The 17,849-nt window shown below is 58.6% G+C and carries 14 protein-coding genes and 1 tRNA gene; 10 read left to right on the top strand and 5 right to left on the bottom strand.

Features of this window, described 5'->3' with window-relative positions:
- Positions 1-144 precede the first annotated feature (144 nt).
- Positions 145-4,731, bottom strand: a complete 4,587-nt coding sequence (locus tag NW870_RS06335) for a GAF domain-containing protein (RefSeq protein WP_414374500.1) — start codon at positions 4,729-4,731, stop codon at positions 145-147.
- A gap of 284 nt (positions 4,732-5,015) precedes the next feature.
- Between NW870_RS06335 and NW870_RS06330 the strand changes: the two genes are divergently transcribed.
- Positions 5,016-5,393 carry a hypothetical protein gene (locus NW870_RS06330; protein ID WP_414329842.1) on the top strand — a complete coding sequence of 126 codons (378 nt, stop codon included), beginning with the start codon at positions 5,016-5,018 and terminating at the stop codon, positions 5,391-5,393.
- A gap of 134 nt (positions 5,394-5,527) precedes the next feature.
- On the opposite strand, the gene NW870_RS06325 is transcribed toward NW870_RS06330, so the two are convergent.
- Positions 5,528-5,610: transfer RNA gene (locus tag NW870_RS06325), tRNA-Leu, on the bottom strand.
- Between the two features lie 132 nt (positions 5,611-5,742).
- Here NW870_RS06325 and tgt point away from each other — a divergent pair.
- The 4 genes from tgt (at position 5,743) to NW870_RS06305 (ending at position 9,235) form a co-directional block, all read left to right on the top strand.
- Positions 5,743-6,852, top strand: a complete 1,110-nt coding sequence (tgt, locus tag NW870_RS06320; protein WP_414374504.1) for a tRNA guanosine(34) transglycosylase Tgt — start codon at positions 5,743-5,745, stop codon at positions 6,850-6,852.
- Positions 6,853-6,960: 108 nt separating this feature from the next.
- Positions 6,961-7,572, top strand: coding sequence for a hypothetical protein (locus tag NW870_RS06315; protein ID WP_011432163.1), 612 nt, complete (start codon positions 6,961-6,963; stop codon positions 7,570-7,572).
- A gap of 94 nt (positions 7,573-7,666) precedes the next feature.
- Positions 7,667-8,932: a hypothetical protein gene (locus tag NW870_RS06310; RefSeq protein WP_414374499.1), complete on the top strand. Its 1,266-nt coding sequence runs from the start codon at positions 7,667-7,669 to the stop codon at positions 8,930-8,932.
- A 6-nt stretch (positions 8,933-8,938) separates the two neighbouring features.
- On the top strand, positions 8,939-9,235 hold the full coding sequence (locus NW870_RS06305; protein WP_414374498.1) for a hypothetical protein: 297 nt from the start codon (positions 8,939-8,941) through the stop codon (positions 9,233-9,235).
- Between the two features lie 177 nt (positions 9,236-9,412).
- Here the strand turns inward: NW870_RS06305 and NW870_RS06300 are convergent, their stop codons facing one another.
- Complete coding sequence (locus NW870_RS06300; RefSeq protein WP_414374497.1) at positions 9,413-10,072, bottom strand: SDR family oxidoreductase; 660 nt, start codon at positions 10,070-10,072, stop codon at positions 9,413-9,415.
- 145 nt (positions 10,073-10,217) lie between these two features.
- On the opposite strand from NW870_RS06300, the gene pruA reads away from it, so the two are divergent.
- A complete protein-coding gene (pruA, locus tag NW870_RS06295) occupies positions 10,218-13,172 on the top strand; it encodes an L-glutamate gamma-semialdehyde dehydrogenase (RefSeq protein ID WP_414374496.1) in 2,955 nt (984 codons plus the stop codon).
- Between the two features lie 19 nt (positions 13,173-13,191).
- Here pruA and NW870_RS06290 read toward each other — a convergent pair whose 3' ends face one another.
- The gene (locus tag NW870_RS06290; RefSeq protein ID WP_414357880.1) at positions 13,192-14,244 is read right to left on the bottom strand and encodes a CsgG/HfaB family protein; all 1,053 of its coding nucleotides are present in this window, start codon (positions 14,242-14,244) and stop codon (positions 13,192-13,194) included.
- A gap of 360 nt (positions 14,245-14,604) precedes the next feature.
- Here NW870_RS06290 and NW870_RS06285 point away from each other — a divergent pair, with 360 nt between their 5' ends.
- The 4 genes from NW870_RS06285 to gloB all read left to right on the top strand — a co-directional run bounded on the left by NW870_RS06285 (position 14,605) and on the right by gloB (position 16,491).
- The gene (locus tag NW870_RS06285; protein WP_414374494.1) at positions 14,605-14,784 is read left to right on the top strand and encodes a 50S ribosomal protein L32; all 180 of its coding nucleotides are present in this window, start codon (positions 14,605-14,607) and stop codon (positions 14,782-14,784) included.
- A gap of 121 nt (positions 14,785-14,905) precedes the next feature.
- The gene (locus tag NW870_RS06280) at positions 14,906-15,322 is read left to right on the top strand and encodes a J domain-containing protein (RefSeq protein ID WP_414357882.1); all 417 of its coding nucleotides are present in this window, start codon (positions 14,906-14,908) and stop codon (positions 15,320-15,322) included.
- A 139-nt stretch (positions 15,323-15,461) separates the two neighbouring features.
- Complete coding sequence (locus NW870_RS06275) at positions 15,462-15,725, top strand: DUF3143 domain-containing protein (RefSeq protein ID WP_414351177.1); 264 nt, start codon at positions 15,462-15,464, stop codon at positions 15,723-15,725.
- Positions 15,726-15,732: 7 nt separating this feature from the next.
- The gene (gene gloB / locus NW870_RS06270; protein WP_414357883.1) at positions 15,733-16,491 is read left to right on the top strand and encodes a hydroxyacylglutathione hydrolase; all 759 of its coding nucleotides are present in this window, start codon (positions 15,733-15,735) and stop codon (positions 16,489-16,491) included.
- 122 nt (positions 16,492-16,613) lie between these two features.
- On the opposite strand, the gene NW870_RS06265 is transcribed toward gloB, so the two are convergent.
- Positions 16,614-17,801 carry an MFS transporter gene (locus NW870_RS06265; RefSeq protein ID WP_414357885.1) on the bottom strand — a complete coding sequence of 396 codons (1,188 nt, stop codon included), beginning with the start codon at positions 17,799-17,801 and terminating at the stop codon, positions 16,614-16,616.
- Positions 17,802-17,849: the final 48 nt, after the last annotated feature.

The following is a 17,849-nucleotide window of genomic DNA, read 5'->3' as shown; positions in this document are numbered from 1 at the left end:
AATGACTTTTGCCAAACCGCCTAAAGCTCAGTAAATTCAGCAAAGTTCAGGGTTTTGGGGGTTAGAGGCATGCTCTCCTCTTCCACTGGGAGAGGGGCGGGGAGTGAAGGCTAGCAGCGCAGAAGGCTTGGGATCCCTAGGAATCTACTCTTCCAAATCCTGCAAGTACTGGCGGATATCAGCCAAGATGCGTTCTAGGTCTTCTGGGGCCTGGAGAGCGCGTGCCCATTCTAGGTCATGATCACCTTGGGATCCCTGCTGGGCCAGCGCCACTCCTAAGTGTTCCAGCTCGCGAACCACTTGGCAAAAAGCATTAGCTCCCACGTTGGAGCTGGCTCCTTTGAGGCGATGGGCGATCCGCCGCATTCCTTCTGCATTGCAACCGGCAATAGCTTGGCGCAATTGCGGCAGCTGGTCTTCACAATCTTGGATGAACACCTGCAATAGCTCTCGCTGAAACCCCCGATCCCCGCCGGAAACCTGATCCAGATAGGCAGAGTCGATGGGGTAGGGCTGGGTGGGAGAAGAGGGATCCCGGCTCTCAGCGGGGGAAGCTGGAGAGGCTGCTTCAGAAGCGGCTTGGTTGGAGGATCCCCCTGCAGACTGAGCAATCAGCTGGCTCCAGTGGTTGAGCAACCTTTGCAAATCTTCCTTCAGCACCGGCTTGCTGAGATAGTCGTCCATACCTGCCTGCAGGCAGCGCTCCCTATCCTCCTGCATGGCGTTGGCCGTGATGGCAATCACCACTGTGCGGTGGCCGGATCTCCGTTCCTGTTGGCGTAGGCGGCGGGTGGCCTCGTAGCCATCCATCACCGGCATCTGACAATCCATAAGAATGAGGTCGTAGCTGACCTGCTGCAGGAGATCCAATACCTCCTGACCATTGGCCACCACATCGGCCTTGTAGCCCAAACTCTCGAGCTGGCGCAAAGCCACCTTTTGGTTGACGGGGTTATCCTCTGCCAGCAAAATGCGCAGCGATTGACGGGGACGATCCTCCCTGGGGGTCGTCTGAGGGAGGACGGGACTCATTCCCAAGAGCGAAGTGGATAAACCAGAAGATTTCCCCAGGGCCATGACCAGCGCTTCCTGCAGACGGCTTTGTTTTACCGGCTTAACCAAGTAGGCGGCAAAGCCGATTTCGGCAGCGCGGCGGGAGTGCTCCCCCAGTCCCAGGGAGGTCATCATCACCAGTTGCGTCTCGGCCAGTTGCGGATCTGCCTTGATCCAACGGCCTAAGGTTTCCCCATCCACCTCCGGCATTTGCATATCCAAAACGGCCAGGGGGAAGGGTCTGCCTTCCCGAACGGCTTGGCGCAGTTTGTCCATAGCCTGATAGGCATTTTCGGCCTCTTCCACCACCATTCCCCAAGCCGTGGCCTGGCAGCGCAGGATCTTGCGATTGGTGGCATTGTCGTCCACCACCAACAGCCGCTTGCCCTGCAAATCCACCGGGATGCGAGCAGAAGGCTGGGCAAGCTGCTGGACGTAGGGCTGCCGCTCCAGAGTCAGCTCGACGCTGAAGGTGCTGCCCTGTCCCTCCTGGCTTTGCAACGAGATGGTTCCCTCCATCAGTTCTGTCAGTTGTTTGCAGATGGCCAAGCCCAGTCCCGTACCTCCGTATTTGCGGGTAGTAGAGGCATCCACCTGGCTAAACGGTTGAAATAGCTTGCTCTGCGCCGCCGCCGGGATCCCGATCCCGGTATCTCTCACCGAGAGCCTGAGGTGGACATGGGTAGCGGTTTCTTGCAGCACCTCTGCTTGGATCACCACCTCTCCTCGGTGGGTGAACTTAATGGCGTTGCTTACCAAATTGTTGAGGATTTGCCGTAGTCGCGAGGCATCTCCCCGCAGGTAGCGCGGCACTTCCGGTGGCATAAGCACCGCCAGCTCCAATCCCTTGGCGTGGGCAGTGGGGGCAAACAGATCCGCCACCTCTTCCAGACACGAGCGGAGATCGAAATCCAGGATCTCCAGCTCCATTTCCCCGGCCTCCAATTTGGAGAAGTCCAGGATGTCGTTGATGAGGGTGAGCAGCGCATCGCCGCTGACGCGGATGGTCTCTACAAAGTCCCGCTGTTCTGCATTGAGGGGGGTCTCCAGCAGCAGGCCCGTCATCCCCAACACCGCGTTCATGGGGGTGCGGATCTCGTGGCTCATGGTGGCCAAGAAGCTGCTTTTGGCCTGTGCAGCCTGCTCTGCTGCTTTGCGGGCTTGTTCCAGCTCGAGGCCGCGCTTTCTCTCCCGCTCCAAAAGGGCTGCCTGGGTGAGGGCAATGCCAATTTGGTTGGCCAACTGCGACAGCAGCTCCATCTCAAAGGGTTGCCACTGACGGGGCCCGGAGCACTGGTGGGCCAGCAACAACCCCCACAACTGCTGCTCCAAAAACAGCGGCACCACCAAGTTGGCCCTGACCTGCATTTTTTGCAGCAGCTCTAGGTAACAAGGCTCCAGTCCTTCACTTTCCACATCGCTAACAACGCGAACGCGGCCCTGGCTGTAGAGCTGGGCGTACTTTTCCTGAAAACAGGGATCCTCGATCACCTCTCCCATCAAGGAGGGGATCCCCGGCTGAGTTTTCTCGTTGGAGATGATCCCAGAACCATCCGGCTGGAAGCGGTAGACCAAGACTCGGTCGGCTTTGAGCAGGGCTTGGATTTCTGTTACCGCCGTTTCCAGGATCTCGGCAATATCCAAAGATTGGCGGATCTTTAAGCTAAGATCGGCCAGGAGTTGAGCCCGCCGGCTCTGGCGCTCCAGCTCTTCGGCAGCTTTTTTGCGCTCGGTGATGTTGCGGAAGATGCCCCGCGTGGCGACCATCACCCCATCTTCAAAGTGGCAGTTGACATTGCCCTCCACCCAGACCGTTTCCCCGTTAGCAGTTACAAAGGCCGCCTCGACGTTTTCCAATAGCTCTCCTGCCATGAGCTTTTGAAAAAGCATCTGGCAGTGTTGCCGATAGTCGGGGTGGATGATGTCGAAAACCCTCATTTGCTGGATTTGAGTTTCGTCGTAGCCCAGGGTTTCTTTCCAGGCGCGGTTGACATACAAAAAGCGCCCTTCGGCATCCACGCTTTGGATGAGGTCGCTGGCATTTTCAAAGAGATCCCGGTAGCGCTCTTCGCTTTCTTTCAAGGCCAGCTCCGCCAGCTTGCGGTCGGTGATGTCGATGCCGGTGCCCATGACAAACTCCACCTCGCCGGCAGCGTTGATTAGGGCGGTGTTAGACCAAGAAATAAGCCGCAGTGCCCCTTGCTTGGTGCGCCAAAAATTCTCATGGCGATTCAAAAAGAGGGAATGATTGCCCTTGAGCTGTTCAAAAGCTTGCTTCACACCAGGCACATCTTCCGGCGGGATCAAACCCAAATCCCACAGCAGCCGGTTCTTAACTTCTGCCAGCGAGTAGCCAGAAAGCTGCTCGGCAGCGCGGTTGAAGCGCAAAATGTGTCCCTCAGGATCCAGAACCACCACCAACGCCCCTGCTGTATCGATAACTGCGTTGGTAAAGTCCCGCTCTTGCCTAAGGGATCGCTCTGCCTTTTCCCGCTCAGCACTTTCTCGGCGAATGAGGGAGTAAACAGCAGCCAAGATGCAGTAGGTAAACGTTAGACCCGCTAGCAGGATGGCACTGGTGCGGCTCCAGCCTAGCTGAAACTGATCGCTACTTTGCTGCAGCCGGCGGTGATCTTCCTCTTCTAGCGACGCTACCACGTCGACAATCCGCTGCCTCAATTTTTCCTCTTCCTGACTTTGCAGCGCTTCTTGAACCGCAGATAGCTCCCCTTGCTTCCTCAGCTCAATCAAATCATGGTTGAGTTTCAGCCACGGCGCCAGCAGCAGCTCTAGCCGGCTCAGGTGCTCTTGCTGCACGGGATCCAAGGCCGCAAATTCCTGTAGCCGATCCAGAAGAGCAAACAGCGAATCGGTGCTTGTCTGATAGCTCCGTAAGAAGCTCGCATTGCCTGTAAGGAGATAGCTGCGCTTGTGGACTTCTGCGGCCTGCACTTCTCTTAGCAGCTTCTCTAGAACCTCGTGCTCTTCTAGAAGCTGGGTTACCTCCCTGTTGATCTGGGGCAGACGGGAAGCAGCGCGGTGGGCGGAGTAGGCGATCCCTGCCAAGATCAGGGCAGCCAGGCCAAAACCAGCGCCAACCTTGAAAAGAAGTCCGCTCTTACGGGCAGACTTGTCCTCCTTTGACCTTTGGGCCGGCAGCAGAGGCGTCTGAGCCAGTTCCCTCAAAGTACGGCGCAGCTCCAGTTGGGCCACCACCTGATGGGCCAGGGCTTGTAATTGCTCCAGTTGTTCTGGGGTCAGGTGCCGAGGCTGATAATCGACAACGCAAAGCGTGCCCAGGGCCTGCCCTTCTGGAGTTACCAAGGGAATGCCAGCGTAAAAGCGAATGTGGGGCTCTTGAGCGACAAACGGGTTATCGGCAAAGCGGGGATCCTGAGTGGCATCGGGCACCACCAGCGGCTCTTTAGGCGACAAGATGGCGTGGGCGCAGAAGGCCACATCCCGTGGGGTCTCCTGCACATCGACGCCGAATTTGGCTTTAAACCACTGGCGGTGTTCGTCGATAAGGCTGACCAGAGCAATGGGCGTGCCGCAGATGTGGGCAGCCAGCCGCACGAGTTCGTCAAAGCTGTTCTCAGGAGCGGTGTCCAAAATCTGATACTGCCGCAGGGCAGCCAGCCGCTGCTCTTCGTTGGGAGGGAGGGAGGCCTTAGGCATAGGTCAAACTAAGCGGAGAGGAAGGGTTCCGATCCACCGATCTCGGAGGTCGATAGTCTCAAGGTAAAAGAGGTAACCCCAGCATAACTTCCAAGCCTCTCCACCGGAAGCTACAGGGATCCGATCCCCAAACCAGCTTCCCGTTGGTTCAGTTCGCTACATTTTCACCACGCCTGCGTCAGCTACTCTAGCTCCTGCAAATTAAGCAAGCTTCGAGTTGAAATTTCTCAACGGAAGACTTACTATAGAGCGACGAGCTTTGTAAAGGGGGAATACTCTCAGTCATGCAAAAACTCCAAGACAGTTTGGTAAAAGCTCTGAGCATCGATGGAGCACTGGGGGTAGCGCTGGGGGATTGGAAAACTGGGATGTGCTTGGGATATAAGGGCACCAACAGCCCCGCTTTTCCTGAAGCTAACTTGGAGCTGGCAATCGCCGGAAACACAGAAGTGATTCGCGCTAAGATGCGAGTCGCGGAGTCACTTAAGTTCACCGACAGAATTGAAGAGATTTTAATCATCCTGGAAACTCAGTACCATCTAATGCGTATGCTTAAAACCATAAACGGCCTATTTTTCTACCTAGCCTTAGACCGAGAAAAAGGGAACTTAGCTCTTGCCCGCATTAAACTCAGTCAAATTGAGAGCGAATTGACCCTCTAAGGGCAACTTGAAAGAGATGAAGCATCACGGCGAGCAGGGAGTCTAATTTGGCCGTGGAGCTACACCCCCAATACTTATCCTTGGCCGACAGGGCATGTCGGCATAGCTTAACCTAAGTGTTGAAGGAAAGAGAGTGCGGAACCGGGGACTTGAACCCCGATGGCATTGCTGCCACTAGAACCTGAATCTAGCGCGTCTACCATTCCGCCAGTTCCGCGGCGATCTACAAGTGTGCCCAAAGCAGGGGATCCCTGTCAAGGCTCCTGAGAGGTCTGGAGTGTTGGGAAGAGGGGATCCTCGTTGACGGCTCTATCTGTGCTAAGCTCTGCTGCGCACAAGATTAAAGCCGATAACGCTGACCTTGGCCGACTTTACCTTCACCTGCGAGGGCACTTGCCCCCACACTCAAGCGCGGGCAGGATACTTCGTCACCCCCCACGGTGGGATCCCTACTCCTTGTTTTATGCCGGTGGGAACTTTGGCCAACGTGAAAACCCTCACCCCCGCCCAGCTCAAGGAAACGGGCGCCCATATTATTCTCAGCAACACCTATCACCTGCACCTACAGCCCGGCGAGGACATCATTCAAGCAGCAGGGGGGCTGCACCGCTTTATGGGCTGGTCGGGCCCCATCCTCACCGATTCAGGCGGCTTTCAGGTCTTTAGCCTTAGCGCCATTCGCCAAATTAACGAGGAGGGAGTGACGTTCCGCTCTCCTCTCGATGGCCGCATCATTCACTTCACCCCAGAGCTATCCATCCAGATTCAAAATGCCTTGGGTGCCGATGTGATCATGGCCTTCGACGAGTGCCCGCCCTACCCTGCCAGCCCTGAGGAAGTGGAAGCAGCGGTGCGGCGAACCACCCAGTGGCTGAAACGGTGCGTGAAAGCCCATCGCCGCTCAGATCAGGCTTTGTTTGGCATTGTGCAGGGGGGAGTTTACCCTGAGCTGCGCCGGCGGGCGGTGGAAGAGGTCTGTCGGTTGGATCTGCCGGGCTATGCCATTGGCGGGGTGAGTGTGGGGGAGCCGGTCGAGTTTATGCACGCCGTTGTGCGGCAAACAGCCCCTCTACTGCCGGCAGATCGCCCCCGTTATCTCATGGGGGTGGGCACCTATGCAGAGATGCGGGCCGCTGTGGCCGCCGGAGTGGATTTGTTTGACTGCGTGATCCCCACCCGCTATGCCCGCCATGGCACGGTGATCAGCCGGGGCAAACGCTGGAACATCAAAAATGCCGAGCACCGCCGCAGCCTGGATCCCATCGATCCCGACTGTCCCTGCTACACCTGCCGCCACTTCAGCCGCGCCTACTTGTGCCACCTCATCCGCGCCCAGGAGATCCTGGGCTATACCCTGCTTTCTATCCACAACATCACGGAGCTGATGCGCTACACCCAGAAGATGCGTCAGGCCATCTTGGAAGGCAAGTTTCACGAGAACTGGGATCCCTGGAGCTAAGCCGGTCAGGAGATTTCTCTGGAAATATCCGATCCATCCTAGTTCACTAGATACTCCAATATCCCGTGTATATACTTATCCCATGTAGCCGCAGGAAGGAGTCAGATCATGGCTATCCGAACCCTCAGCAGCGTGATTGAACAGCACATCGCCGGCCTTCCGGGCTTGATTGCTGTTTTGATAGGGCGGGCCACTGATGGTGCTACAGTAGCCAAAGTAACCTACGTCAGCGATTCCCAAGAGGAGCAAGCCCTGGAACGTTTGGGCACCTACGCCGGCGACCTGTTGCAGGCCAATAGCCGCCTTTGTCAAACCGTCAGCCCCGACCAAGAGGCGGACTACCTCTTGGCAGGTACTCCGGCGCTGCGGGTTGTCATCAAAGCGTTTCCCAAAAGCCCCTACTTTGTCTTGTTTCTGACTCGTTCCATCACCGACCTCAGAGCCATTTCAGAGCGCATCAAAGCCATTCTGATTGACGGAAAGCCGCTACTGCCCCCTGTGCAGGACAGCACCATGTCTTTGGCTCAGGCTCTGATGGACTATGCCAAGCGCTACGCTCCGGATCCCAACTTTGTGGCCCTGCGCCTGTCTTTGAAAACAGGTCTAGACCGCAACCGCCTTGAAAAAGGCACCCTGACCCGGCAGGAGTTGCGCATTCTCTACAAGGCAGTGGCCGATCTTTTGGGCCGAGAGCGGCTGCCTATTGCCATGCCGGTTTGAGTAGTCGAGAATGGCTGGCGAGCTTTGCCTGAGGGCAGTTGCCGCGCTCAGGGGCCTGCTTTGAGCACTATCATTCATCTCAACCCACTTGTCCATGCTTGAACATCTCCATCTCGACCGCAACCGCAAGCTGATCTCCCTGTTTGGAGAGCCGGTTATCTTCCACTGCCATCACTACAACCTCTTCCTGCAGCAGACCATCGAAGATCCCGACTGGATCGATGGAGTAGGGATCCTGCGCACGGCAGCCCAGGAGATCTTTTACAGTCTTCTGTACGGAGCTTTCAAGGCTCTTGGCATTCAGGAGACCCAAGGGCGCTTGGCAGTGGCAGCCCAGATCTTCAGTTTTTTGGGGTTTGGGCGGCTGGCGTTTGAGGTGACACCTTCAGGCGGGGAAGTGCAGCTTGCCCATTCTCACTACGCAGAAGGCTGGCTGAGCAAGTACGGGGATCAGGTCAACCGCACACGTCCCATTGACCACTTGGCGGTGGGCTATGTGGCAGCAGCTCTGGATGCCACGTTTGGCGAGCTGGGGAGCTACACGGCAGAAGAAACGGAGTGCATGGCCGTTACCCGTAAGGATCACTGTGTAATCCAGGTTACTCGGCTGCCGCGGCCCCAGTTGTTGACTCCCAGTCCAGGGATGGGCAAGTTGATCGAGCAGCCGCTCCAGTTCCCCCGGCCCACAACAGCAGTGGACTATGACGCGGTCAACGAAGCTCTGTGGGGCTTGCCTTTGTCCGGAGATGAGCGGGGGCAAATTCGCGCGTTTAACGTGTTGCTAACGCGCATGCCTGCCAACTACTACAACCGCATTCAGTATCGCTTTTTACAGGAGCTGAAGGCGGTGCAGGCTGAGCTGATGGGGGTGGGGGAAGCTCTCATCCGCGAGTCGGGGCATGTTTGTGTGTTCTACACCTTTGGCAACATCATGGAATCGGTGGAGTGGGAAACCCTTGTGGGGCCGATGCTGGAGAAAGACACCGACTGGATCCACGGCGGCTATGCGGTGGCCAGCAGCCTGGGGTGGGGTCGCTGGCAGGCTTTGGAGGTGGTGAGCGGCGAGTCTTGCCGGGTGGCCATTGACGGCAACTACGAAGCCAACTACTTTTTGGCTTCCTACCCACGGGCAGAGGATCCCGCCTGCTACTTTGCCCAAGGGGCGGTGCCGGCGATGATGAATCTGGTCTACAACGGCAACATTCAGCAGAAGCCGGTTTTGGATCAAGTCTTCTACAACCGCCTCTTCCAGCGGGGTGGGCTCTTCCACGGCAAGGAGACCAAAGCCAGAGAGCAAGGGGATCCCTGGTGCGAGTTTTACGCCGCTCGCGTCAGCGGGACGGAGTCCTTGCGGATGTAGGGATCCATGCAGGTGCGTATCCTCAGGCGGCGGGAGTGTGGAGCAGGGTGGGCCACTGACCTGCTGCTGCCGCGCTGCCTTGCCTGGTCAGAGGTAGAGGCTCTGGCCCAGGAATGGGGAGCCGCTTGTCGCTGTTTTCAAGGGCAACTGGTGTGGCTGGATCTGCCCTCAGGCCGGATTACGGCTTCACTGCGGGTGCCCCGCCTGACGTTGCGACTCCACGATGCCAACGCTGAGGCGCAGATCTTAAATTGTTTGCAGCAGTTGGCCAAGTCTTCTGGTTCCCAGACAGAGGGAAGTTAAGGGCAAAACGAGAAGTTTAGCTTGGCACCGACATTTTGCGGCAGACTATCGACCAATGCAGGATCGACTTTCCAGGAGTGCCATGCGCCCACCAAGTTCGAGCCTGCTGAGGAACTGGGAGCCGCGTTCATACTCGCTCATAGTCATAATGTATGCAGCATGCATGCAGCTCGGTACCTACCTTGCCATAGCAAAGAGAGCGCTCCATTCTTGGTTGGGCACACCCGGCTTGGCGATGATCTCAAGGATGCGATTTTGGGCGGCGGGCTGGAATAAACTTTCGACGGCCACTTGGGCTACTTTCGTGCGGGGGATGCTGCCGTCAAAGAGGGTATCCGCCTTGGATAGGACAATGCCATCGTCGTTGTCTTGGTTTTTTAGGCCCCCCGGTCGAACGATGGTGTAGGTGAGGCCGCTTTTTTGCAGGTATTCTTCTGCGCGTTTTTTCCACACCAAAATCAGCCAAAACAAATTGAGGGGGTGGAACAACCGAGACACGCACAGAGAAGAAATCAAAACAAAGTGTTGGATCCCTTTGGCTTTGGCCACATCTACCAGGTTCTTGGTGCCTTCATAATCCACTCGGTAGGGCTGAAAGGGATCCCAACTGGGCCTAGCACCTGTAGCACAGAGCACCACTGTACATCCTTCCATGCCCGTCTCCAGCGTGGCCGGATCCAGCACATCCCCCACCACCACTTCCGCTTCGGGGGGCAAAACCCGAGCGGCCAGCTCATGGCTGCGCACCAGCGCCCGTACCGGGATGTCGCGGCCCACCAACTCTTTGACAATGCGGCGTCCGGTTTCTCCTGTAGCCCCTGCAACAAAAGCCTGCATAAGTTTCTCCTGCAAAGCTGTTTATACCCGGTGTAGCTGTTTGAGGATTTGCAGTGGCCCCATAAGCCATTATCTTCCCAAAATCGGCCTCAGGTTCCCTCTTTTCCATGACAGGATGGTAGGGATCTCACACCCCAGTTATTAGATGGTTGCCCAAGGTGCTCCTACCGCCTACGAGGCTCAAACCCAAGCTCTTGCCCAATCTCTGTTGGCTTCTCTTTGGGGAGAGAAGAGATCCCTGCTGGCCCAGTGGCGGGATCAACTGCGCTGGGAGGACAAGCTGCTGGCCTGGGCGATGGAGAACCCCCACCTGCGCACCCAGTTGTTCCGCTTGATTGATGTCTTGCCCAGCTTGAAAAGCAAGGCTGAGGTGGCCCGCCATTTGCAGGAGTATCTTTCAGATCCGGCGGTGGAATTGCCGGGAATGCTGAAAAGCCTGCTCAACTTTGCAGACCCCGACTCCCTGCCAGGGCAGTTGGCTGCCACCACCCTAACCGCTGCCGTGGAAGCCTTGGCCCGTCGATACATTGCCGGAGAAACCCTGCAGCAAGTCAGCAAAACTCTGGAAGCTCTGCACCGGCAGGGTATGGCTTTCACGCTGGATTTGCTGGGGGAAGCCGTCATCACCGAAGCGGAAGCCCAATCCTACCTGGATCGCTATCTGCAGGTGATGGAGCATTTGGCAAAGATGGTCAAAACCTGGCCACAACCGCAGCCGGTGCCGCAAGTGTCGGTAAAGCTGACAGCCTTCTATTCCCAGTTCGATCCCATCGATCCCCTGGGGGCCAAAGCCAAAGTGGGGGAACGGATTCGCATCCTGTTGCGCCGGGCAGAAGCTCTGGGAGTCAGGATCCATTTCGACATGGAGCAGTACCGCTACAAATCCCTCACCCTGGCCATTTTGCAGGAGCTGCTGCTGGAGCCGGAGTTCCGAGGCCGCACCGACGTTGGCCTGACGCTGCAGGCCTACCTGCGGGATAGCTACACCGATCTGCAAAACCTGATCGCCTGGGCCAAAGAGCGGGGAGCCCCGGTGACGGTGCGCTTGGTCAAGGGGGCCTACTGGGATCAAGAGACCATCCTGGCGGCGCAAAAGCACTGGCCACAGCCGGTTTACAACAGCAAGTCTGCTACCGACGCCAACTTCGAGCGCATGACCCAGCTTTTGTTGGAGCACCACACCCATCTCCGCGCTGCCATTGCCAGCCACAATGTGCGCTCTCAGGCCAAAGCCATTGCCATCGCCCAAGCGCTGGAGGTGCCCCAGTCTGCTTTTGAACTGCAGGTGCTCTATGGCATGGCCGATCCCCTGGCCAAGGCCCTGGTGCAGAAGGGACAGCGGGTGCGGGTGTACTGCCCCTACGGGGAGCTGCTGCCGGGTATGGCCTACCTGATCCGGCGTTTGCTGGAAAACACCGCCAACACCTCTTTCCTGCGGCAAAGCGTTCAGGGTTACAACCCCGAGCAGCTGTTGGCCCCGCCGGTCTTGGACGAGGGATCCGTTTTCCAGGCTCCTTCTCTCTCGTTTGCCGCCGCTCCCGATACGGATTTCAGCCAGCCCCAGCAGCGGGATCCCTTTTTTCAGGCATTGGACGAGATCCGGCCTCAACTGGGTCAGAGGGTTCAGCCCTGGATTGCCGGAGAATATCGCCCCACCCAACAAGCGATGCTCTCCCTCAACCCTGCGGATCCTGAACAGGTGGTGGCGGAAATTGGGTTGACCGAGCCGGAACAGGTGGAGCAAGCCTTGGCAGCGGCCCAAGCCAGCTTTCCCATCTGGAGGCGCACCCCCGTTGCCGTGAGGGCGGGGATCCTGCGGCGGGTGGCGGAGCAAATCGAAGCCCAGCGGGCGGAGCTGGCTGCCTGGATGGTGCTGGAGGTGGGCAAGCCCATTGCCCAGGCCGATGGGGAAGTTTCCGAGGCCATCGATTTTTGCCGCTACTACGCCCAACAGATGGAGGCTCTGGAGCGGGGACGGGAGTGCAACCTGCCCGGCGAAACCAACCATTACCACTACCAGCCCCGCGGTGTGGCGGTAGTGATCGCCCCCTGGAACTTCCCCCTCTCCATCCCCTGTGGCATGACAGCGGCGGCTTTGGTGGCCGGAAACTGCGTGCTCCTCAAACCGGCGGAGCAATCTTCGCTGATCGCCGCCAAACTGGCGGAGTTTATCCTCAAGGCCCTTGCCGAAGCTGGGATCCCGGAGGGTGTTTTTCAATTCCTGCCGGGGGTGGGCGAAGCCATTGGCCCCCTGTTGGTTCAAGACCGGCGGGTGCACCTGATTGCCTTCACCGGATCCCAGGCGGTGGGTTGCCAGATCCTCGCCCAAGCCGCGCAACTGCAGCCGGGCCAGCACCACATCAAACGGGTCATTGCCGAGATGGGGGGCAAAAACGCCATCCTCATCGACGAAAGCGCCGACCTGGATCAGGCGGTCAAAGGAGTGGTCAACTCCGCCTTTGGCTACAGTGGCCAGAAATGCTCCGCCTGCTCGCGGGCGATCGTTTTGCAGTCCATTCACGACCTGTTCTTGGGACGGCTCGTCGAGGCGGTGCGCTCTTTGAATGTGGGGGATCCAGCCCACCCCAGCACCCAAGTTGGCCCGGTCATCGATGCAGAGGCCCAAGCTCGCCTGCACCAGGCCATTCAATCGGCTAAGGCTGGTGCCCGCCTCGACCTCAGCCTGCCCGTGCCGGAAAAAGGCTACTTCGTCGGCCCCACTGTGTTCAGCCAGGTGGATCCCCAGTCAGAGCTGGCGCAGCGGGAGCTGTTTGGCCCGGTTTTGGCGGTGATCTCAGCGCCGGACTTTTCTTCTGCTCTGCAGATGGCCAATGCCACCCCCTACGCCCTCACCGGCGGTCTCTACAGCCGCACCCCTTCTCACATTCAACAGGCTCGCCAGGACTTTGCCGTCGGCAACCTCTACATCAACCGCGAGATCACCGGGGCGTTGGTGGAGCGGCAGCCCTTCGGCGGCTTCAAGCTCTCCGGCGTGGGATCCAAAGCCGGCGGCCCCGACTACCTGCTGCAATTTTTAGAGCCGCGCACCGTAACCGAAAACACGCAACGGCAGGGCTTTGCTCCCATCGAGGGATCCTGAGGATAGGGCTTGGGAAAGCTCATTGGACAGGCTTGGCCACATCCCCAACCTTGAAGCCTGCCCCGCTGAGAATGCGTCCCACACTGGAGCTGTCATCCACCTCCGTCAGTTGGACCTGTCCGGCTGGCTCAGTCAATTTGCGCAAGACTGTCCCCGTGGCCGGATCCTTCACCTCGCGGACGACGCGCTCCACAGAAAGAATCAATCCCACCCGATAGCCATCGCGGCTGCCCTTGTTCAGGATCACCTGGTTGCCGTAGACATCCGCCACCAAGGCGTCAACCGTTGGCAGAGAGCGAGGCTGAGCTGCCAAGCGCCCGGCAAAACCGGCCAACTGCTGGGCAATTTGCTCCACCGCTTGTTGGCTTGCCAATACCAACAGCTTCTCTTCGTTGCTGGTGGCGGATCCCCCGCCAAAGCCGGCAACCGTGACCGTGCTATCCGACTGGCTGGCGTTGCCTTTGCCCTCGACCACGGCCAAGATCTCGGCAGTACTGGTGCTCACCAAGCGGGCATTCAGCTGCACGTTGGCATCGGCATCCACTGACTCAGCGCCCACCGCCAGCGGGAAGCTGCCGAAGGGAGTTAAGACCGGTGCCCCACCCCCAGAACGGCGCACAGACACATCAAACTGGGTCACACTGCCGAGGATCACCGCATCGACCCCTAGGATCCGGCCTACCTGAGCAGCGGTGTTGGCATCCAGTCGACCGGATAGACCCAGGTTCTGCTCGGCCAAGATCGCGTCCAGCCGCGAGCGCTCGATGACGGAAAAGGTGCCATCTCTCACCAGCCGATCCACCAACAGGTCGCTCACCCCCCGCGAAGCCTCGCGGATGCTGTAGGGATTGCTGAGGCTGCTGAAATCAAAGTCCAAGACCGCAATCCGAGGACGGGATGTGGGTTGCGGCGCTTGTCCCACCTGTCTGGGGGCAGAGAGGGTGCAGCGAATGTCTTGGGGAAATTGCTGGCAGAGGGCTGGATTGGCGGATTGGGCCACCACCGGGATCCCCGTCCAACTGAGGCTCACCAGAGGGATCCCGAACAGCAAGATGGAAGAGAGGTTGCGCATGGTTGAGCGATCTCCTAAATCTGAGGGGGGCCACATTTCACTCACAGCCTGCATCCAAAAGAGCTTCAGGGCGGTGACCGATATCACCTGGCGGCTAAGGGTTAAGGATCCCGGCATCGCCTGTTCCCAGCAGATGTCCCATACTCTAGCGGCTACAGGGCTGTTGGGAAAATGGATTGAGAAGATTTGCACAGAAGAGTTGACAGATCTCAACTCTGTTGAGCCGAGATGCTCGCCCTCTTTCAGTCAAGCGCTGATAGGCCACTTGCCTGGATAAAGCTGGGATCGGCGGTGCAAGCTAGGACTCCGCCGCTGACGCGATCAGTGCTAGCCTAGTAAGGCTGTATTCTTGTACAAGCTATGCCTGTTCCCAAGAAGAAAACCTCTAAAGCCCGCAGTCGCAGGCGCTACGCCGTCTGGCTGGGCAAAGCTAAGCTCCAGGCCCAGCGAGCCATGACCATTGGGCGCGCCATTCTCAGCGGTCGCAACACCGGCTTCTACTACCCCAAAGCCAAGTCCGAAGAAGAGGAAGAAGAATAAAGCTCTATTGAGGCTTGCTGCGGGGATCCCGGCGGCTGCACGAGTAATACACTGGATTAAGGTCTAGCTCCCTGGAGAAGCGCTCTGCTGACCCTACCGTCTCGCTTATCCATTAGCCTGCATGCGCTCGTTGACCTCCCTCACCTACTACCAACGGTTGGGCCTGTCTCCAGGGGCGTCTCCTGAGGCCATCCGGCGGGCTTATCGGCAGTTGAGCAAACGCTACCATCCCGATACTTCTCCCCTGGCCCCGGAAGTGGCCATTCGCTGCTTTCAAGAGTTGCAGGAGGCCTACCTTGTCCTCAGCAACCCGACGAAACGGGCCATCTACGATGCCAGCTTACGGGCGGTGACTGCCAACACGGGATCTCTGAGCATGACGGGATCCCTAGACGCTGACTCTCTGGAGCTGCGCATGGAAACCCGCCCACTTTCACCTGGTGAGCTTTGTGCCCTGTTGCTGATGGGATCCACCCTGGTTGTGTGTTTGGTGTTGGCAGGTGTCCTCGCTTGGCTGCGAGAGAGTGGGGCAAGCTGATTCTGTGGGCACTCCCCACCGTCTTGGTACGGCATTGGGACGGAGTTCTCGGATTCTGTATCAGGAGTGCTTGAATGAACATAGGCCGTTGACTCTGTGTTGGACTGCTTTTCTCAAATCTCGCCTCTCAAATCTCGCCATGCCTTTGCCCCCCGCAACTACGCCCCTGTATAATCACCCCCTCCACATCATCGAACGCTGGCTAGAGGATCAGGGCTGCACCCGCGACCCGCAAGATGTGGAGCAATGGTTTTGCGAGCGGCCTGGCTGGAAAGCCATTTTGCGTCTGGAAGAAACCAGCATTTGGGTGCGATACACCTACCCAGACGGCAACACGAAAACTTTATCTTTTCCCTATTCCCTCAGCCGGCAGGATGTAGAGCAGGCCATTTTTGAAAGTTAGCCGAGCCATGCGCGTTCTTCAGTTGCCCGCCCTGCGCGATAACTATATCTATCTGCTCTACGATTCCGACACCGCGACAGCAGCCGTGGTGGATCCGGCAGTGGCCGAGCCTGTGCTGGAAAAGCTGACCGAGCTGGGGGCGGAGCTGGTGGCCATTTTCAACACGCACCACCATCACGACCATGTGGGGGGAAATCGGCAGCTTTTGGCCCGCTATCCTCAGGCTGCCGTCTATGCCGGCGAGGCGGATCGGGGGCGGATCCCCGGCCAGACGGTGGAGCTGCGGGCGGGAGCAACAGTGGAATTCGCGGGCCGGCAAGCAACGGTGCTGTTTGTGCCCGGCCATACCCGGGGTCACATTGCCTATTACTTTCCCGAGAGCGGGGATCTCTTCTGTGGGGACACCCTGTTTGCCGGGGGATGCGGGCGGCTGTTTGAAGGCACCCCGGAACAAATGCTGGGATCCCTGGATCAACTGCGCCAGTTGCCTGAACCGACGCGGGTGTGGTGTGCCCACGAATACACCCTCAACAACCTCAGGTTTGCCCTGACGGTGGATGGGGGAAATCCCGACCTGCAGGCCCGTTACCAAAAGGTGGCCGCCCTGCGCCAATCGGGATCCCCAACAGTACCCAGCACTATGGGCGAGGAGCGACGCACCAACCCCTTCTTGCGCTGGGATCAGCCGGCTCTGCAAGCTGCCACCGGGCTCCAGGATCCGGTGCGGGTCTTCGCTCGCCTGCGCGGTATGAAGGATCAGTTCTGAAAATCGGGTTCTGACAAAAGCTCCTGGAGGTGGCCCAAAACCTGAGGGGATGGTGCTCCTCACCACTAGCACAAACGAAACCCCCGAAGAGCTGCACCGTAATCTGGTGCAGGGGCTTTTCATCAGCCCACCTCGGCCTGCCTCCTGGACACTAGAGCCAGCAGGATAGCCGCCCCCAGCCCTTGAGTGACTACCGAAAAGAGCACTAAGCCAGTCAGGGAGAAATCGTAAAGCACCCCCATCAGGGCGCTGCCCACAAACCAAGCCAATCCATAGACACTGGTAAACAGGCCAAAGGCAAAGCCCCTCGTCTCGGGAGCTACCATACCGGCCACCGCCGCCTTCATGATGGATTCTTGGGCCCCCAAACCAATCCCCCAGAGCACCATGCCCAGCACCGTCAGAGCATAGGTACCGGAAAAGGCCAGCGGCGCAAATCCAGCCGATACCGCCACCGCTCCCAGCAAGCTCCACAGCCCCACGCGGTCGAACAGCCAGCCACATCCCAGGGCGGCCAGGGCATCCACCCCCATAGCCAGGGCATACAGCAAAGGGATCCCTGCTCCATCGCTTCCCGACTGTCGTTGCAGATGGAAAGCAATGAGGGGAAAATCGGCAAACCCCATGGCCACACAGGCTGCCGCCAGCAGATACAGCCAGAAAACTCTGGGCAAGCCTTTTGCCGAGGTCATCTCCGGCTCCGGCTCGAAGTCTCGTGGGCTGGGATAGAGCCATTGCGCCAGCCCCAAAACCCCCAGTCCTATTGCCGCCGGGATCCCCAAGGCCAAAAACCCACCCCGGAAGCCATAGCCGACTTTCAGAACTGCCGCCACCAACAGCGGCCCCCCTACCGCCCCAATCTGATCTAGGGTCTCGTGCAGGCCAAACCCCAAGCCCCGACCCACCTGCAGGGCTGCATGAGAAAGCAACACGTCCCGCGGCGGGGTGCGGATCCCTTTGCCGGTCCGCTCGGCCAAGAGCAGCACGGCGGCCCAAGGCCAACTGCCCACCCAGGCCAAAGCCGGGATCACCGCCGTGTTGATGACATAGCCCAAGGTGGTGAGCTGCCAGTGCCCCCGACTGCGGTGCAAGGGATCCCTGCCCAGCTGGTCGCTCCAATAGCCCACCCCCAACCGCAAGCCATAGGCCAATAGCTCCCCCCCGCCGGCCACCAGGCCCACCACCGTGCCGCTGGCCCCTAGGGATCCCAAAAAAGCTCCAGAAATGCTGCGGGCTCCTTCGTAGGTGGCATCGGCACACAAGCTGACGATCCCCAGAAGGAGGATAAAGCGCCAGGCAGAAGGGATCATGTCCGGCTCCATAGATTCAGTACAAGCATCAACAGCAGCAGCTCGTTA

This window comes from Synechococcus sp. R50.1, assembly GCF_047462115.1.
Lineage (GTDB): Bacteria > Cyanobacteriota > Cyanobacteriia > Thermostichales > Thermostichaceae > Thermostichus.
The sequence above is the reverse complement of the archived record's forward strand: the minus strand, read 5'-3'. Positions and strand labels throughout refer to the sequence as shown.

What these genes read in the sequence shown, in the direction of transcription:
- NW870_RS06335 (WP_414374500.1), bottom strand. Translation starts at nt 4,731, where the DNA reads ATGCCTAAGGCCTCCCTCCCTCCCAACGAAGAGCAGCGGCTGGCTGCC.
- NW870_RS06300 (WP_414374497.1), bottom strand. Translation starts at nt 10,072, where the DNA reads ATGCAGGCTTTTGTTGCAGGGGCTACAGGAGAAACCGGACGCCGCATT.
- NW870_RS06305 (WP_414374498.1), top strand. Translation starts at nt 8,939, where the DNA reads ATGCAGGTGCGTATCCTCAGGCGGCGGGAGTGTGGAGCAGGGTGGGCC.
- gloB (WP_414357883.1), top strand. Translation starts at nt 15,733, where the DNA reads ATGCGCGTTCTTCAGTTGCCCGCCCTGCGCGATAACTATATCTATCTG.
- NW870_RS06315 (WP_011432163.1), top strand. Translation starts at nt 6,961, where the DNA reads ATGGCTATCCGAACCCTCAGCAGCGTGATTGAACAGCACATCGCCGGC.
- NW870_RS06285 (WP_414374494.1), top strand. Translation starts at nt 14,605, where the DNA reads ATGCCTGTTCCCAAGAAGAAAACCTCTAAAGCCCGCAGTCGCAGGCGC.
- NW870_RS06280 (WP_414357882.1), top strand. Translation starts at nt 14,906, where the DNA reads ATGCGCTCGTTGACCTCCCTCACCTACTACCAACGGTTGGGCCTGTCT.
- NW870_RS06290 (WP_414357880.1), bottom strand. Translation starts at nt 14,244, where the DNA reads ATGCGCAACCTCTCTTCCATCTTGCTGTTCGGGATCCCTCTGGTGAGC.
- pruA (WP_414374496.1), top strand. Translation starts at nt 10,218, where the DNA reads ATGGTTGCCCAAGGTGCTCCTACCGCCTACGAGGCTCAAACCCAAGCT.
- NW870_RS06265 (WP_414357885.1), bottom strand. Translation starts at nt 17,801, where the DNA reads ATGATCCCTTCTGCCTGGCGCTTTATCCTCCTTCTGGGGATCGTCAGC.
- NW870_RS06330 (WP_414329842.1), top strand. Translation starts at nt 5,016, where the DNA reads ATGCAAAAACTCCAAGACAGTTTGGTAAAAGCTCTGAGCATCGATGGA.
- NW870_RS06275 (WP_414351177.1), top strand. Translation starts at nt 15,462, where the DNA reads ATGCCTTTGCCCCCCGCAACTACGCCCCTGTATAATCACCCCCTCCAC.
- NW870_RS06310 (WP_414374499.1), top strand. Translation starts at nt 7,667, where the DNA reads ATGCTTGAACATCTCCATCTCGACCGCAACCGCAAGCTGATCTCCCTG.